General features: G+C 72.5%; 13 protein-coding genes. 6 read left to right on the top strand and 7 right to left on the bottom strand.

From position 1 onward, the window contains the following. The first annotated feature begins 1 nt into the window (after window position 1). Complete coding sequence (gene katG, locus OG361_RS39745) at window positions 2-2,233, top strand: catalase/peroxidase HPI (protein ID WP_405861579.1); 2,232 nt, start codon at window positions 2-4, stop codon at window positions 2,231-2,233. 150 nt (window positions 2,234-2,383) lie between these two features. Here katG and OG361_RS39740 read toward each other — a convergent pair whose 3' ends face one another. Genes OG361_RS39740 through OG361_RS39725 form a run of 4 tightly spaced genes read right to left on the bottom strand, consistent with a single transcriptional unit; the run spans window position 2,384 to window position 6,124 of the window. Next, window positions 2,384-3,577 (bottom strand): ABC transporter permease, encoded by a 1,194-nt coding sequence (locus OG361_RS39740; protein ID WP_405861577.1) that lies wholly within the window; start codon window positions 3,575-3,577, stop codon window positions 2,384-2,386. Beyond that, window positions 3,574-4,386, bottom strand: coding sequence for an ABC transporter ATP-binding protein (locus tag OG361_RS39735; RefSeq protein ID WP_405861575.1), 813 nt, complete (start codon window positions 4,384-4,386; stop codon window positions 3,574-3,576). Before OG361_RS39735 ends, OG361_RS39740 begins: the two co-directional genes overlap by 4 nt. Next, a complete protein-coding gene (locus OG361_RS39730; protein ID WP_405861573.1) occupies window positions 4,383-5,462 on the bottom strand; it encodes a peptidoglycan-binding protein in 1,080 nt (359 codons plus the stop codon). The genes OG361_RS39735 and OG361_RS39730 overlap by 4 nt, the downstream gene beginning before the upstream one ends. Then, window positions 5,459-6,124 (bottom strand): hypothetical protein, encoded by a 666-nt coding sequence (locus OG361_RS39725; protein ID WP_405861571.1) that lies wholly within the window; start codon window positions 6,122-6,124, stop codon window positions 5,459-5,461. Before OG361_RS39725 ends, OG361_RS39730 begins: the two co-directional genes overlap by 4 nt. Window positions 6,125-6,258: 134 nt before the next feature. Between OG361_RS39725 and OG361_RS39720 the strand changes: the two genes are divergently transcribed. From OG361_RS39720 to helR, 4 genes are all read left to right on the top strand, one after another. Further along, window positions 6,259-6,954: a response regulator gene (locus tag OG361_RS39720; RefSeq protein WP_405861569.1), complete on the top strand. Its 696-nt coding sequence runs from the start codon at window positions 6,259-6,261 to the stop codon at window positions 6,952-6,954. Further along, window positions 6,951-8,582: an ATP-binding protein gene (locus OG361_RS39715; protein WP_405861567.1), complete on the top strand. Its 1,632-nt coding sequence runs from the start codon at window positions 6,951-6,953 to the stop codon at window positions 8,580-8,582. The genes OG361_RS39720 and OG361_RS39715 overlap by 4 nt, the downstream gene beginning before the upstream one ends. Further along, window positions 8,579-9,076 carry a hypothetical protein gene (locus OG361_RS39710; protein ID WP_405861565.1) on the top strand — a complete coding sequence of 166 codons (498 nt, stop codon included), beginning with the start codon at window positions 8,579-8,581 and terminating at the stop codon, window positions 9,074-9,076. The genes OG361_RS39715 and OG361_RS39710 overlap by 4 nt, the downstream gene beginning before the upstream one ends. A gap of 211 nt (window positions 9,077-9,287) precedes the next feature. After that, the gene (gene helR, locus OG361_RS39705) at window positions 9,288-11,435 is read left to right on the top strand and encodes an RNA polymerase recycling motor ATPase HelR (protein WP_405861563.1); all 2,148 of its coding nucleotides are present in this window, start codon (window positions 9,288-9,290) and stop codon (window positions 11,433-11,435) included. Window positions 11,436-11,522: 87 nt separating this feature from the next. Here the strand turns inward: helR and OG361_RS39700 are convergent, their stop codons facing one another. The 3 genes from OG361_RS39700 to OG361_RS39690 all read right to left on the bottom strand — a co-directional run bounded on the left by OG361_RS39700 (window position 11,523) and on the right by OG361_RS39690 (window position 14,743). Further along, window positions 11,523-12,392 carry a chlorophyllase/cutinase-like alpha/beta fold protein gene (locus OG361_RS39700; protein ID WP_405861561.1) on the bottom strand — a complete coding sequence of 290 codons (870 nt, stop codon included), beginning with the start codon at window positions 12,390-12,392 and terminating at the stop codon, window positions 11,523-11,525. 282 nt (window positions 12,393-12,674) lie between these two features. Further along, window positions 12,675-13,673, bottom strand: a complete 999-nt coding sequence (gap, locus tag OG361_RS39695; protein ID WP_405861559.1) for a type I glyceraldehyde-3-phosphate dehydrogenase — start codon at window positions 13,671-13,673, stop codon at window positions 12,675-12,677. Between the two features lie 113 nt (window positions 13,674-13,786). Beyond that, a complete protein-coding gene (locus tag OG361_RS39690) occupies window positions 13,787-14,743 on the bottom strand; it encodes a GlxA family transcriptional regulator (RefSeq protein ID WP_405861557.1) in 957 nt (318 codons plus the stop codon). 272 nt (window positions 14,744-15,015) lie between these two features. Here OG361_RS39690 and OG361_RS39685 point away from each other — a divergent pair, with 272 nt between their 5' ends. Continuing rightward, entirely contained in the window at window positions 15,016-16,278 is a 1,263-nt protein-coding gene (locus tag OG361_RS39685) for a serine hydrolase domain-containing protein (protein ID WP_405861555.1), read from the top strand. Window positions 16,279-16,291 lie beyond the last annotated feature (13 nt).

Genomic DNA, 16,291 nt, shown 5'->3' with positions numbered 1-16,291 from the left:
CATGTCTGAGAACCATGATGCGATCGTCGTAGACGCGAAGGCGGAAGGTGGGGGCGGCTGCCCGGTGGCGCACGGTCGGGCCCCGCATCCGACCCAGAGTGGCGGCAACAGCCAGTGGTGGCCGAACCGGCTCAACCTGAAGATCCTCGCCAAGAACCCCGCCGTGGCCAACCCGCTGGGCGAGGAGTTCGACTACGCCGAGGCCTTCGAGAGCGTCGACCTCCCGGCCGTGAAGCGGGACATCGCCGAGGTCCTCACGACCTCGCAGGACTGGTGGCCGGCCGACTTCGGCCACTACGGCCCGTTCATGATCCGGATGGCCTGGCACAGCGCGGGCACGTACCGCATCAGCGACGGCCGGGGCGGCGCCGGTGCCGGCCAGCAGCGCTTCGCGCCGCTCAACAGCTGGCCGGACAACGGCAACCTGGACAAGGCCCGCCGTCTGCTGTGGCCGGTCAAGAAGAAGTACGGCCAGAACATCTCCTGGGCCGACCTCATGATCCTCGCCGGCAACGTCGCCCTGGAGTCGATGGGCTTCAAGACCTTCGGCTTCGCCGGTGGCCGCGCGGACGTGTGGGAGCCCGACGAGGACGTCTACTGGGGCCCCGAGACCACCTGGCTCGACGACGAGCGCTACACCGGCGACCGCGAGCTCGAAAGCCCGCTCGGCGCGGTCCAGATGGGCCTCATCTACGTCAACCCCGAGGGCCCGAACGGCAATCCGGACCCGATCGCCGCGGCCCGCGACATCCGGGAGACCTTCCGCCGGATGGCGATGAACGACGAGGAGACGGTCGCCCTCATCGCGGGCGGTCACACCTTCGGCAAGACCCACGGCGCCGGTCCCGCGGAGAGCGTGGGCGACGACCCCGAGGCCGCGCCGATCGAGGCCCAGGGCTTCGGCTGGAGCAGCTCCTACGGCACCGGCAAGGGCGGCGACGCGATCACCAGCGGCCTTGAGGGCATCTGGACGGACACCCCCACGGCCTGGGACAACAGCTTCTTCGACATCCTCTTCGGCTACGAGTGGGAGCAGTTCAAGAGCCCCGCCGGCGCCCACCAGTGGCGGCCGAAGGACGGCGCGGGCGCGGGCACCGTCCCGGACGCCCACGACCCGTCGAAGACGCACGCCCCGACCATGCTGACGACCGACCTGTCGCTCCGCTTCGACCCGGCGTACGAGCAGATCTCGCGGCGCTTCCACGAGAGCCCCGAGGCGTTCGCGGACGCCTTCGCCCGCGCCTGGTACAAGCTGACCCACCGTGACATGGGTCCCGTCGCCCGCTACCTCGGCCCGGAGGTCCCCTCCGAGACGCTGCTCTGGCAGGACCCGCTGCCCGAGGTGGACCACGAGCTCGCGGACGCCGTGGACGTCGCCGCCCTCAAGAGCACTGTGCTCGCCTCGGACCTGACGGTCTCCCAGCTGGTCTCCACCGCCTGGGCCTCGGCCTCCTCCTTCCGCGGCAGCGACAAGCGCGGCGGGGCCAACGGGGCGCGGGTCCGCCTCCAGCCGCAGAGCGGCTGGGAGGTCAACGACCCCGACCAGCTGGCGACCGTGCTCCGCACCCTGGAGGGCATCCGGGACACGTTCAACGGCGCCCAGTCCGGCGGCAAGCGGATCTCGCTCGCCGACCTGATCGTGCTGGCCGGCGCCGCGGGCGTCGAGCAGGCCGCCAAGGACGCCGGCTTCGAGGTCGAGGTCCCCTTCCGGCCGGGCCGGGTGGACGCCTCGCAGGAGCAGACCGATGTGGAGTCGTTCGCCGCGCTCGAGCCGGTGGCGGACGGATTCCGCAACTACCTCGGCAAGGGCAACCGGCTCCCGGCCGAGTACCTGCTCATCGACCGGGCGAACCTGCTGACCCTCAGCGCCCCCGAGCTCACGGTCCTCGTCGGCGGACTCCGCGTCCTCGGCGCGAACCACCAGCAGTCGAAGCACGGCGTCCTCACCGCGACCCCGGGCTCCCTGACGAACGACTTCTTCGTCAACCTGCTCGACATGGGCACGGTCTGGAAGGCGACCTCCGAGGACGCGAACACCTTCGAGGGCCGCGACGCCGCCACGGGCGCGGTCAGGTGGACGGGCACCCGCGCCGACCTGGTATTCGGCTCCAACAGCGAGCTGCGCGCGCTGGCCGAGGTCTACGCGAGCGACGACGCGAAGGAGAAGTTCGTGAAGGACTTCGTCTCCGCCTGGGACAAGGTGATGGAGCTGGACCGGTTCGACGCGGTCTGATCCTCACGTCCCGGCCGGTCTCGCGGTCGGGACCGCGGCAGGGACCGTGGCAGGGACCGCAGCCGGTCTCCCAGTCGGGCTCCCGGTCGGTCGACTCCCAAGTCGGCCGGCCGGGACGCGCGGTGCCGCCCCCGCGCCCTGCCGGGCCTCTCACGTCGCGTTCAGGGCCACCGTCGGATGGAGCCGGGAGGCCCGGATCGCCGGGTAGAGCCCCGCGATCACGCCGATCAGCAGGGTCGCCGCCAGGCCACCCGCGAGGGACCAGGGCGGGACCACCGCCGTCCAGCCCTGGACCCGGGCGAAGGCGTACGTCGCCGCCGCGCCGAGGAGCGCGCCCGTCGCGCCGCCCAGTGCCGACAGGAGCAGCGACTCGGTCAGGAACTGCAGCCTGATCGCGTTGCGGGTCGCGCCCAGGGAGCGCCGCAGGCCGATCTCCTGGCGGCGTTCCAGGACCGAGATGACCATGGTGTTGGCCACGCCCACGCCCCCGACCAGGAGGGCCACCGCGCCCAGGCCGAGCATCAGGGTCGTCAGGCCCTCGTCGGTGGCGGCCTTGGCGGCCAGCGCGTCCGAGGGACGGGAGACCTTGACGCCCGCCGAGTCGCCGGGGCTGATGGTGCGAGCGAGCACCGCCCGTACGTCCTCCACCGAGGCGTCCGTGGAGCGCTCGAAGACGGTCGTGGGGTGACCGTCGAAGCCGAAGTAGCGTTCGGCTGCGGGGAATCCGACGATCGCCACCCGGTCCAGGGTGGGGACCAGTTCGAGCGGCGCGAGGATGCCGACGACGACCACGCGCGTGTCGTTCATCATGATCGTCTCGCCGGTGCGGGTGATGCCGAGTCGGTCCGCCGCCACCGCGCCGAGGACCGTCACCGGGAGACGCTCACGGGCAGGGTCCAGCCAGGCGCCCTGGGCGACCTCGCCGCCGAGCGCGGACAGCAGGTCGATGCCGGCGGCCTGGGTGGTGACTCCCGCGGTGCGCTCCTCGGGGACCACGTCGCTGCGGCGGATGCGGGCGTCGACGTCACCGGTGGCCGTGGCGTGCTGCACCGGCCCGATGCGCTCGACCATCGCGACCGCGTTCTTGGGGAGCTTGATCTCCTGCCCCGTGGCGTCCTTCCCCGCCTCGGCGGTCAGGAGGTTGGTGCCGAGGCGGTCCAGCCGGGCCATCAGGTCCGCGCGGCTCGACTCGGACAGGCCGACGACCGCGACCATGGTCGCGATGCCGATGGCGATGCCGAGCGCCGACAGCACCACGCGCGCGCGACGCGCGCGGAGGCCGACCGCGCCGACGCGGAGGATGTCACCGGGAGAGAGGCGGGAGGGTTTGAGGCCGTACTTCACGAGCCGGCCCCTTCCCTCGGTGAGTCGGAGCGCTCCTTCGGCGAGTCGGAGCGCTCCTTCGGCGAGTCGGAGCGCTCCCTCGGGGAGTCGGAGCGCTCCCTCGGGGAGTCGGAGCGCTCCCTCGGGGCCTCGGAACGCGAGTCCGAGACGATCTCGCCGTCCTTGAAGCGCACCCGGCGCGGCAGCGAGCCGGCGATCTCGTTGTCGTGGGTGATCACGCAGATCGTCGTGCCGGACGCGTTCAGCTCGTGCAGCAGCTCCATGACGATCTCGCCGGACGCGGTGTCCAGCGCCCCGGTCGGTTCGTCCGCGAGCAGCAGCCGGGGGGCCTTCACCAGGGCGCGGGCGATGGCCACGCGCTGCTTCTCGCCGCCGGAGAGTTCGTTCGGCGTGTGCGAACGGCGGTGGTCGAGGCGTACTCGGGCGAGTGCTTCACGCGCGCGCGTGCGCCGTTCCCTCAGTGGCACGCCCGCGTACAGCAGCCCGTCGGCGACGTTGTCCACCGCGTCGCGCCCCGCCGCGAGGTGGAAGTGCTGGAAGACGAAGCCGATGTGCCGGGCGCGCAGTGCGGAGAGCCGGGAGTCGGAGAGCGCGGACACGTCGTATCCGGCGACCCGGACGGTGCCGGTGGTGGGCTTGTCGAGGGTGCCCATGACGTTGAGCATGGTGGACTTGCCGGAGCCGGACGGGCCGACGACGGCGAGGAGTTCGCCCTCCTGGACGGTGAGGTTCACGGCGCGCAGGGCGTGCACGCCACCGGGGTAGGCCTTGCCGGCGTCCCGCAGCTCGATCACCGGGGTCGGTGTCATGACGTGGCCACCCCGACCTTCAGGCCCTCGCGCACGTCGGGGCCGCTGACCTCGATCTGTCCGTCGGCGGTCATGCCCGTCTCCACCCGCACGGTCGTCGAACCGGTCCCCCGGACGATCTGCAGGCCGTAGCCGCCGTTCTCGCCGCGCAGGGCGACGACCGCCTCGACGGGGACCGCGAGGACTCCCCTGCGGGCCTCGCTGACGAACTTCACGCTCGCCGGCGCCTTGGCGTCCTCGCCGCTCGCGGCGCCCGCCCCGCCGTCCAGGACGACCTCGACGGTGATGCCGTCCTGGGCGGCCGCGCCGTCCCCGGCGGACGTCTCCTCGGGGCGCACGGTCCCGGTGACCTGCCCCGCCACGGTCTTCCCGCTCGGCAGGGTCACCTCGGCCTTGGTGCCCCGTGCGGTGAGCGCGCCCTCGCTCTGCTCAAGGCGCGCCCGTATGACGGGCCGGGTGGAGGCGATCGTGAGGACGGGCCCGTTGGGGGCGACCTGGTCGGCGAGCGCGGCGTCGGCGGAGACCACCTTGACCTTGCCCGGCTGGAAGACGACGTCTCCCTTGCCGACCCTGCCGGTGGGCTCGCGGTTCATGGACTTCTGCCACTGCTTGACGGCGGTCTCGGTGTCCTTGTCGTACCGCGGGTCGACGTACAGGTTCGCCCCGTACCCGAGGTCGCGCAGGTTGCGCTCCAGTTGGAGGACGTCGCTGCCCCGGTCGCCCGTCTTCATCTCGCGGAACATGGGGACCGGCCCGTAGAGGAGGGTGACGGGTTTGTCGTTCAGCTCGTAGAGCGTCTGCCCCATGGTCAGCGTCCGCCCTTCGGGGGCCGCGACCGTGACGGTGCCCTCGACAGCCGCCTTGACGACGCGGCGCTGCGCGAAGTCGAGCTTCCCGTCGACCGTCTTGGACCGTACGAGGTCGGTGCGGACGACGGTCGCGGTGGCGGGCGGCAGGTCGCCGCCCTTCCCCGGGGCGTCCGCCTCGCCCTCCTGGCCGAGGAACAGGAAACCGCCGGTGGCGGAGGCGGCGACGGTCACCGCACCGAGGACGAGGAAGGTGGTACGGCGCCTCACTGCATGCCGTCCAGGCCGTCGAGCAGCTTCGTCCTGCAGGCCTCACGGGCCTGCTTGTACGTCGGCGACTTGTGGTCGATGGACGGCGACGCCGGGTTCGGGTCGCCGCCCGGCTGGGCGTTGCCGCCGCTCATGGTCGGGTTGGTGAACCGGGAGACGCCGTTGTCCCGCATGCACTTGGCGTGCGCGAGCATCGACTCGAAGTCCTTCTGCTGGTCGCGCTTGGGCTCCGCCAGCATGGCCTGCTGGAGTTCGGGGGCGCAGACGCCGTCCTTGCCGCCCTTGGCGGCCTCGTTCTGGCCGGGCCTCGACGAGATCTCCTCGATCTTCGTCCAGTCGAGGTGGCCGCTGAGCTTGGGGTCCGGATAGTCCTTGTAGCCGCCCTTGGCACGCATGCACTGGACGTACTTCAGCTGGGCGTCGTAGAAGGCGCTCTTCCCGGCCGCTGCGGTGCTCGGTGCGGTGCTGGGGCCGGTGTCGCCCGTGGTGGACCGCGAGGCCGACGGGACGTCGGGCACCGAGGCGATCTCGTCGTTCTTCTGCGCGCCGCCGGCGCTGTCGTCACCGCCGCCGCAGGCCGCCGAGAAGAGGAGGACGGGGAGCGTGACGAGCGCGGTCAGGCGCAGCCTGGCGGTGGCACGGGAGGTCGTCTGGGGGTTCATGCGCTCCACCCTCGCCACACCACGTGATGACCGGTCCATGGCCACATGATGAGAACGTAACAATGCCCCGGACCTGGGCGTCCGCCCCCTGCCGGGGCGCGGGACCGGCGCTCGGGGCGCCCATAATCGATCCCATGCCGCATGTACTGCTGATCGAGGACGACGCGTCCGTACGGGACGGAATGGAGCTCGTGCTGCGCCGGCACGGGTACGACGTCGACACGGCGGCCACCGGCGAGCAGGCGCTCGCCCTGCTGGACGGCCCGGGCGGCGCGAGGGTCGAGCTGGCCGTGCTGGACCTGATGCTGCCCGGCATGGACGGCTTCGAGGTGTGCCGCCGCATCCGCGCCAGGACCTCCACGCTGCCGGTCATCATGCTGACCGCGCGCGGCGACGACCACGACATCGTGACGGGCCTGGAGGCCGGCGCCGACGACTACGTGGTCAAGCCGGTCACCGCGCCCGTCCTCGAGGCCCGGATCCGGGCGGCGCTACGCCGCGCGGAGCCCTCCGGGCCGGTGCGGGGAGCCGAGGCCGACCTCGCCGGTCTCGTCATCGACCGCACGGGCCTGACCGTCACCAAGCACGGCCTCCCGATCGCGCTGCCACCCACGGAACTGCGCCTGCTGCTTGAGCTGTCGGCCTCGCCCGGCCGGGTATTCAGCCGCGAGCAGCTCCTCGCGTCCGTCTGGGACCACACCTTCCTGGGCGATTCCCGGCTGGTGGACGCGGCGGTCGGACGGCTGCGCGCCAAGCTGGAGGACGTACCGGCGAAGCCGCGGTACGTGCAGACGGTGCGGGGCTTCGGCTACCGGTTCGGTCCGCTGTGAGTCGCGCGGACGCCCGGGACGCCACGGACCCCACCGACCCCACGGAACGCGCCGACCCCACCGGCCTCGCGGACCCCGCAGACCGCGAGGACCGCGAGGACGCCCGCGACACCGCGGGCCGTGGGCGCGGCCGCGGGCGCGCCGCCGCCCCGCGGAAGCGGCGCTCCCGGCGGCTCGTCGGCGGGCTGCGTACCCGGCTCGTCGTCGCCTTCGTCGCCGTCGCGCTCGTCAGCGCGGTGACCGCGACCGCCCTCGCCTACCGGGACGCGCGCACCGCCGTGCTCCAGCGCACCCAGAACGCCGCCGTGAACGACCTGCGGGACCGCGTCACGGCGGTCGCCGCCGACTTCGACGTTCCGCCCGACCAGCGGTCCCTGGCGCGGTTCGCGGCGAAGGTCTCGGACGGTCTCGGCGCCCGTATCGTGGTCGCCCGCTACCAGGACCTCGTCGCCGTCTCCGACTCGCTCGCCGACACGGAGGGCCGGATCACCACAGGACTGCGCACCGCCGTGCGCACCGGGAGCGGCGCCCAGTTCCAGCGGGTGATGTGGCGGGGCGAGCCGTATCTGGTCGTCGGGATGCCCGTGACGTACGCCGACGGGGACCGTCGCGCCTCCGGCCTGGAGGTGTTCGCGATCACCCATCTGCGGGCCGAGCGCGACGACACCGCCGCCCTGCTGGACTCCGTGAGATCGGGCGTCGTGCCCGTGGTGTTCCTCGCCGCCGTCCTGGCGCTGCTCGCCGCGAGGACGGTCCTCCGTCCGGTACGGGAGCTGCGCAGGGCCACGCGGGAGCTGGCCGCCGGGGACCTCGGCAGCCGGGTCGCCGTCACCGGGCACGACGAACTCGCCGACCTGGCGAGGACCTTCAACGAGACGGCCGACGCGCTCCAGGCCTCCGACGCGGAACTGCGCGCGCAGGAGGCGAAGGCGCGTCGGTTCGTGGCGGACGTGTCGCACGAACTGCGCACGCCCCTCGCGGCGATGACGATGGTGGCGACCGTCCTGGAGGAGGACGCCGACCAGCTGCCGCCGGACGCCGCGCGGGCGGCCCGCACGGTGGGCGCGGAGACGGCACGGCTGTCCCGGCTGGTCGAGGACCTGATGGAGATCTCCCGCTTCGACGCCGGGGCGGTGCGGCTGAACGCGGCCGAGACGGACCTCGCCGAGGCCGTACGGGCGTCGCTGGCGCTGCGCGGCTGGTCGGACCGGGTGCGGACCGACCTCACCGAGGGCGTACGGGCGAGCGTCGACCGGCGCCGCGTCGACGTGATCGTCGCGAACCTGGTGGGCAACGCACTGCGGCACGGCGCCCCGCCGGTCACGGTGACCCTCGGCACGGTCCTCGCGGAGGACGGGGAGTGGGTGGTGATCGAGGTCGCCGACCACGGGTCCGGGCTGCCGCCCGAGGACCGGGAGAGGGTCTTCGACCGGTTCTTCAAGGCGGACGCGGCCCGCACGCGTGGCGCGGTGGACGACAGCGGGCAGGGCAGCGGGCTCGGCACGGCGATCGCCCTGGAGAACGCCAGGCTGCACGGCGGGACGATCGAAGCGGCCGACGGGGCGCACGGCGGCGCGGTGTTCACGCTGCGGCTGCCCCTGCGACGTACGGGAGAGGAGACGGAGTGAAGGTCCGTCAGGGAGCGGCTGTCACGGCGCTGGGGATCGCGCTCGTCGGCTGCGGCGTCCAGCCGACCGGAGTCGTGGGGGCGGGCGATCCGGCGTCCGGGCTGACGCGCGGGATGCGGTTGTACTACGCGTCCGACAGCGGACTGCGCGGAGTGCCCCTGCTCGACAGGGAGGTCAAGGACCTCAACTCGATGGTGAAGCTCCTCGCCGCGGGACCACCGCCCGCCGAACAGCGCGACGGGCTCACCTCGCTCGTCCAGGAGCTCGGCGGCTACTCGGTGACCGCGACGGGCAGCCGCGTCACGGTGCGGCTCGACGGCCCGTACGCGGCGACGGGCCGGGATCAGGGCACGGGGCAGCTGGTGTGCACGCTGGCACGGGCCCAGTCCGTGCTGGAGCCGAAGGTCCGGGCCGATGACGTCGAGGTGGTCCTGCGGCCGTCCGGTGGTGGGGCGTTGGGCCCCTACCGGTGCGCCGAGTTCCTCGACGGGTGAAAGGGAGAGGAACAGAGAGGGGGAGAGGGAGTACACACCCTCCGCCACTCTTAACTTATAGCGCACCGGGGGGCTTGCGGCAAGGCCCCCGTCATACCGCAGAATCAACGGCCTAAGGCCAGGACCTGCGGAAACGGGAGATCCACGAAGTGCATGTGTTGTTGTCGGTCCATGATTCGCACGGTGATCGAACCGGAACGGAGCTGATGGCATGAGTCCTCTCACTTCCCGCGCCTTCGACCTTTCCGAGCAGCTGTCCCACAAGGCCGACCCGGCGCTGATCGCCGACGACGAGCAGCACTTCGCGGCCATCGCGGAGAGCCTCGACCGGACCGTCGCCGAGCTCTCCGAGCGCCTCGACACCGTGCGCAGGGCGCCCGGCGGCGCCGGCCGGGAGGCCATGGAGCGCGACCTGGAGGTCCACCGGCTGACCGGTCGGCTGCGCGCGCTGCGCCGCTTCGGCCTCGACCTGTGCCTCGGGCGCATCGTCAGCGCGGACGGCTCAGGACCCGTGTACATCGGCCGACTCGGACTCACCGACAGCGAGGGGCGCCGGCTGCTGCTCGACTGGCGCTCCCCCGCGGCCGAGCCCTTCTTCGCCGCGACCCACGCCGGTCCCCTGGGGCAGGTGAGCCGCCGCAGGTACCGGTGGACGCGCGGCCGGATCACCGACTACTGGGACGAGGTGTTCACCACCGACGGGCTGGACGGGCACGCCGCGCTCGACGACCAGTCCGCGTTCATCGCCAGCCTGGGCAGCACCCGTTCGGCCCGGATGCGGGACGTGCTCTCCACCATCCAGGCCGACCAGGACGCCATCATCCGGGCGGGTTCCCGCGGCGCCCTCGTCGTCGACGGCGGCCCGGGTACGGGCAAGACCGTCGTCGCCCTGCACCGCTCCGCCCATCTCCTCTACTCCGACCCGCGCCTCGGCCACCGTCGGGGCGGCGTCCTCTTCGTCGGTCCGCACCGCCCGTACCTGGCGTACGTCGAGGACGTCCTGCCCAGCCTCGGCGAGGAGGGCGTGCAGACCTGCACCCTGCGGGACCTCGTCGACGAGGGCGCCGCGGCGGCCTCCGAGACCGATCCGGACGTGGCCCGCCTGAAGTCGTCCGCGGACATGGTGAAGGCGATCGAGAAGGCCGTCAGGTTCTACGAGGAGCCGCCGGCCGAGGGGATGACCGTCACCACCGACTGGGCCGACATCTGGCTCGGTGCCGACGACTGGGCCGAGGCCTTCGAGGCGGCGGGGCGGGGCACTCCGCACAACGAGGGACGGGAGCAGATCTGGGACGAGCTGGTCACGATCCTGATGGACAAGCACGACGTCGACGTCTCGCCGGAGCAGTTCAAGAAGTCGTTGACGCAGGACAGGGAGCTGACGAGCACCCTCAACGGCGCGTGGCCGCTGCTCGAACCGACCGACCTCGTCGGGGACCTGTGGTCGGTCCCCGCCTACCTGCGGATGTGCGCTCCCTGGCTGGACCGCGACGAGGTGCGGCTGCTGCAGCGCGCGGACGCGCAGGCCTGGACGGTGTCCGACCTGCCGCTCCTGGACGCGGCCCGGCAGCGGCTCGGTGACCCGGAGGCGTCACGGCGCAAGCGCCGGCACGACGCCGCCGTCGCCGCCGAGCGCGAGCGGATGGCCGGCGTCATCGAGAACGTGCTCGCCGCCGACGACGACGGCGAGGGTGCGGTGACGATGCTGCGCGGCAAGGACCTGCAGGACAGCCTGGTCGACGACACGGCGCTGCCCGGTGCCGACCGGGACCTGCTCGCCGGCCCGTTCGCGCACGTCGTCGTGGACGAGGCCCAGGAGCTGACCGACGCGGAGTGGCAGATGCTGCTGCTGCGCTGCCCGTCCCGCAGCTTCACCATCGTCGGGGACCGCGCCCAGGCCCGGCACGGGTTCACGGAGTCGTGGCAGGACCGCCTCGAACGGGTCGGCTTCGACCGGATCGAGATGGCTTCGCTGAGCGTCAACTACCGGACGCCGGAGGAGGTCATGACGGAGGCCGAGCCGGTCATCCGGGCCGCGCTCCCGGACGCCAACGTGCCGACGTCCGTCCGCAGCAGTGGCATCCCCGTCGTCCACGGATCGGTCGCGGACCGGGACTCCGTCCTCGACACATGGCTCGCGGCCCACGCCGACGGGGTGGCCTGCGTCATCGGTGATCCGACGTTCCGGGAGACGTCCCGTGTCAGGTCGCTCACCCCGCAGTTGTCGAAGGGGCTCGAGTTCGACCTGGTCGTCCTCGTCGACCCGCAGAACTTCGGCGAGGGGATCGAAGGAGCGGTGGACCGCTACGTCGCGATGACGCGAGCGACGCAGCGGCTCGTGGTCCTCACGAGCTCCTGAGGTCGTCGATCGGCGGCCCCGGCCGGTCGGCGGGAGGTCCGTCCCTTCCGGGACGGACCTCCCGCTTCCCGTATCCCGCCTACGTGATCAGGAGGTGGGGCCGGGGATCTGCAGCGCCAGGGCGTTACGGTCCCAGCCGGACCACAGGTCGCCGTCCGTGCAGTACGTGCAGCCGGGACCGAAGAACATGCCCCGGGCGTTCTCGTCCCCCATCAGCCAGAAGCGCAGCCAGGCGGTGGTGGGGGCGCGGAAGTTCCCGCCGTCCCCGATGGAGCTGAGGTGCCCGGCGCCGCGGACCTCCCCGTACACGGCGGGAACGTGGTCGGAGTCGCGGTACAGCGCCTTCACCAGGGTCGGCCAGACCGTCAGGTCGCGCTGGCCGGCGAGGTAGAAGGTGGGTTCGTCCATCAGGTCGGGGCTCGTGATCGGACCCGGCTGGATCGGGAGTGCGGTGTCGACCCGCGGGTCGATCGCGGCGTTGATCGCCGCGGCTCCGCCCTGCGAATGGCCCGCGGAGCCGATGTTCTCCAGGTCCACCTTCCCGTGGAAGGGGCTGCCGCTGTCGGCGTTCCACCGCTCCAGGACGTCGATCCCGGCGCGCATGGTGATCGCGAAGTTCGAGGTGGGGGTGTTGGCGGCGGCGACGATGAAGCCGTGGCTCGCCCAGTGCCTGAGCAGCTCGCTGTAGAAGCCGGGCACCGCTCCGGTGCCGTTGCCCCAGATGATCACGGGGTGCCGCTCGCCCGACTGCCCCATGTTCCGGGGGTGGTAGAAGGTGTGCACCACGCCGATGTCGACGTTCACCTCGTACGGGCCGGGCCGGCCCCAGTCGGTGCCGACCGACGCGATCTGCCCGGTCGGCTCCTCCGCCGCGCCGGCGGTGCCGGGCGTGGCGTAAGCCGCAAGTACGGCGGCGAGCAGGAGACCGCCGAGCGTGCGGCTCAGTTTCCCTCGCATGGGAACTCCTTTACGGGTACGGCGCGTTGCGCGTCCTCGCAATCGCGACCAGTGCCCATGGTCGGGGTACCCGACACCGCTGTCTGTCCGCGGAAGCCCAGACCTGCGGCGGCCGGAGTGGGCGTCTGCCCAATCAGGCGCACGGCCGGTCACGGCACGGCCCCGGACACCGTCCCGCACGAGTGCGAGCGCTCCGGCCGGTGACCCTGTCGGGTGGGCCGGCCGGAGCGCTCGCACGTGGCCCCCGGAAAGGCGCGCGGCGTGCGGGCCGCCGCCGTCCGGTCAGTGGCCGGCGAGGAGCTGGAGGGTGTCGATCACACGGTTCGAGAATCCCCACTCGTTGTCGTACCAGGCGACGACCTTGATGTGGCGGCCTTCGACGCGGGTGAGGGCCGAGTCGAAGATCGACGAGTGCGGGTTGCCCGTGATGTCGGAGGAGACCAGCGGGTCCTCCGAGTACTCCAGGACGCCGGCGAGCGGGCCCTCCGCCGCGGTGCGGTACGCGGCGAGGACGTCCTCGCGCGTCACGTCGCGGGCGACGGTCGTGTTGAGCTCGACGATCGAGCCGACGGGGACCGGTACGCGGATCGAGTCGCCCGACAGCTTGCCGTCGAGGTTCGGCAGGACGAGACCGATCGCCTTGGCGGCGCCCGTCGTCGTCGGCACGATGTTGACGGCGGCGGCGCGGGCGCGGCGGGCGTCGCGGTGCGGGCCGTCCAGCAGGTTCTGCTCCTGCGTGTAGGCGTGGACCGTCGTCATGAAGCCGTGCTCGATGCCGGCGAGGTCGTCGAGGACCGCGGCCAGCGGCGCGAGCGCGTTGGTCGTGCAGGAGGCGTTGGAGACGATCGTGTGCAGCTCGGCGTCGTACGCGTCGGTGTTGACACCGAACGCGAGCGTGACGTCGGCACCGTCCGCCGGCGCGCTGACGAGGACCTTCTTCGCGCCGGCGTCGATGTGGGCGCGGGCGGCCTTGGCCGAGGTGAAGCGGCCGGTCGACTCGAGCACGATGTCGATGCCGAGCTCGGCCCAGGGCAGCTGCGCGGGCTCGCGCTCGGCGAGGACCGTGATGCGGCGGCCGTCGACGACGAGGGTGTTCCCCTCGACGCTCACGGGGCGGCCGAGGCGGCCCGAGGTCGTGTCGTAGGCGAGCAGCCGAGCGAGGCTCGCGGGCTCGGTGAGGTCGTTGACGGCCACGACCTCGAGGTCGCTGTCGCGCTCGAGCAGTGCGCGCAGCACATTGCGTCCGATGCGGCCGAATCCGTTGATGGCGATGCGGGTCATGAGCGGTGTCCCTTCCGTTCCGTTGCACCCAAGACTCGCGGACGACACATGCCCGTGACAGCGGCGTGATCGCCACGGTCCGCAAGGATCGCGCCAGGAGGTGGTGCGGCGGGCTACTCGCCCTGCGCGAAGGTGCGCCGGTACTCGCTCGGTGTGGTGCCGAGGATGCGGTGGAAGTGCAGCCGCAGGTTCGCTCCGGTGCCGAGGCCGACGTCGGCGGCGATCTGCTCGACGCCCCTCTCGGAGCGTTCGAGCAGCTCGCGGGCCATGTCGATGCGGGCGCGCATCACCCACTGCATGGGCGTGTACCCGGTGTCCTCGGCGAACCGGCGGGAGAAGGTGCGCGGCGAGACGGCGGCGTGCCGGGCCAGGATCTCCAGGGTGAGGGGCTCGCCGAGCCGGTGGAGCGCCCACTCGCGGGTGGCGGCGAACCGCTCTCCGAGGGCCTCGGGCACGCTGCGCGGCACGTACTGCGCCTGGCCGCCGCTGCGGTAGGGGGCGGCGACGAGCCGCCGGGCGGCGTGGTTCGAAGCGGCGACGCCGAGGTCGCCGCGCAGGATGTGCAGGCACAGGTCGATGCCCGAGGCGGCGCCGGCCGATGTCAGCACGCTGCCCTCGTCGACGAACAGGACGTTCTCGTCGACCCGGACGAGGGGGCGCTTGGCCGCGAGGGCTCGCGCGTAGTGCCAGTGGGTCGTGGCCCGCTTGCCGTCGAGCAGGCCGGTGGCGGCGAGCGCGAAGGCGCCCGTCGAGATGGCGGCGAGGCGGGCGCCCCGCTTGTGGGCGGCGATCAGCGCGTCGACGACGGCCCGCGGCGGGTCCTCCCGGTCGGGGAACCGGTAGCCGGGGACGAAGACGATGTCGGCCCATTCGAGGGCGTCGAGGCCGTGGGCGACGTGGTACGAGAGCCCGTCCCCGCCCGCGACGGGCCCGGGTGCCGCGCCGCACACCCGCACCTCGTACGGCATGCTCGCGCGGGTCGTGAACACCTGCGCGGGGATACCGACGTCGAGCGGCTTCGCGCCTTCGAGGACGAGGACGGCGACGCGATACGGGTGGGAAGGCGGCACGGGTCCGAGGGTACGTGGCGGGGGCACCCAGCCGCGAAGCGAGGGGTCGCCGCGTGGACCACGGAGCGCCGCGTGAACCACGGAACGCCGCGCCTGATCGGAATCTCGCCCTCCAGAACCCGTGACCCGTGTCAGGAACCCTTCTCCGCCGTTGGCACTCATGATCCATGGGCACAGGGGGCCACGCCGTGACGGTGGTGCGTTCCCGCGCCCCGCGGCTCACCGCTGCCGTGCGCCGCGCCGAACGAACCGGAAGAAGTAGAGGAACCGCCGTGCCCCTGTCGTCGCACCGACGTCTGGCCGTGAGCGCCACCCTGATCGCCGCGCTCGCCGCCGGCCTCGCCCCGGCCACCAGCGCGTTCGCCGCGCCCGCCACTCCCGCCGCCCCGGCGCCCACCGTGCCCGCTCCCGACATGGCGGGTGTGGTCGCCGCGCTGGACTCCGCCATGGCCAACGGCGCACCCGGGGCGATGGCCCGGTTCACCGGCCCCGACGGGGTGCGGAGCCGGGCCGTCGGGGTGCGTGACCGTGTCTCGGGCGCGGCCATGGACGTCCAGGCACGGTTCCGGATCGGCAGCGTCAGCAAGACGTTCTCCACCGTCGTCCTCCTGCAGCTGGTCGAGGAGGGGAAGCTGGCGCTCGACTCGCCCGTCAACGAGTACCTGCCGGGGCTGCTCCCCGACGACCGCATCACGGTCCGGCACCTGCTCACCCATCGCAGCGGCCTGGCCGACTACACGGACGCGATGTTCAACAGCACCGTGCCCGGTTTCGAGGCGGTGCGGAACCGGGTCTTCAGCTACCAGGAGCTGGTCGACCTCTCCCTGAAGCTGCCCCGCACCACCGAGCCCGGTGTGGCGTACAAGTACTCGAACGCCAACCTCGTGGTGGTCGGCATGCTCATCGAGAAGGCCACGGGCCGGCCGGTGGCCGACGCGTACGAGCGCCGTATCTTCAAGCCGCTCAACCTGCGCAAGACCTCGTACGTCCACCCCGACACCCGTATCAAGGGGCTGCACGTACGCGGCTACCTGCACCCCGACGAGGCCGGCGCCCCGCTCGTGGACTCCACGGAGCAGACCGTGTCCTGGGCGCAGTCCGCCGGGGCCGTCATCTCCAGCCCCGCCGATCTGAACACCTTCACGACGGCGCTCATGCGGGGCCGGCTGCTGTCCCCGGCGATGCTGGAGGCGATGACGACGGTCACGCCGACGGACGCCACCAACACCCGGTTCTACGGACTCGGTCTGCGGCGCTACGACCTCTCGTGCGGCACGCAGGTGTTCGGGCACACCGGGACCGTGCAGGGCTTCTACACGTACGCCTTCGCGACCCGTGACGGTCGCCGCAGCCTCTCGGCGGTGGCGAACACCTCGAACCACGGCGCCGCGAACACGGCGCTCGGCGGGACGCTGGAGGCCGCGTTCTGCGGCAAGAAGCCGGCCGCGGCGCCGTCCTCGCGCGCCGCCGCCTCGCCCACGACCGGTGACCTCACGTCGCTGCCGGCGGAGCGGGACCTGCCCGAGCGCCACTGAGCCCGGCGGCACT

Source organism: Streptomyces sp. NBC_00090, from assembly GCF_045160815.1.
Taxonomy (GTDB): Bacteria; Actinomycetota; Actinomycetes; order Streptomycetales; family Streptomycetaceae; genus Streptomyces.
This window is presented reverse-complemented; position numbering and strand designations above follow the sequence as displayed.

Coding starts and splice junctions, on each gene's coding strand:
- katG (WP_405861579.1), top strand. CDS start 2: ATGTCTGAGAACCATGATGCGATCGTCGTAGACGCGAAGGCGGAAGGT.
- OG361_RS39735 (WP_405861575.1), bottom strand. CDS start 4,386: ATGACACCGACCCCGGTGATCGAGCTGCGGGACGCCGGCAAGGCCTAC.
- OG361_RS39725 (WP_405861571.1), bottom strand. CDS start 6,124: ATGAACCCCCAGACGACCTCCCGTGCCACCGCCAGGCTGCGCCTGACC.
- OG361_RS39720 (WP_405861569.1), top strand. CDS start 6,259: ATGCCGCATGTACTGCTGATCGAGGACGACGCGTCCGTACGGGACGGA.
- helR (WP_405861563.1), top strand. CDS start 9,288: ATGAGTCCTCTCACTTCCCGCGCCTTCGACCTTTCCGAGCAGCTGTCC.
- OG361_RS39700 (WP_405861561.1), bottom strand. CDS start 12,392: ATGCGAGGGAAACTGAGCCGCACGCTCGGCGGTCTCCTGCTCGCCGCC.
- gap (WP_405861559.1), bottom strand. CDS start 13,673: ATGACCCGCATCGCCATCAACGGATTCGGCCGCATCGGACGCAATGTG.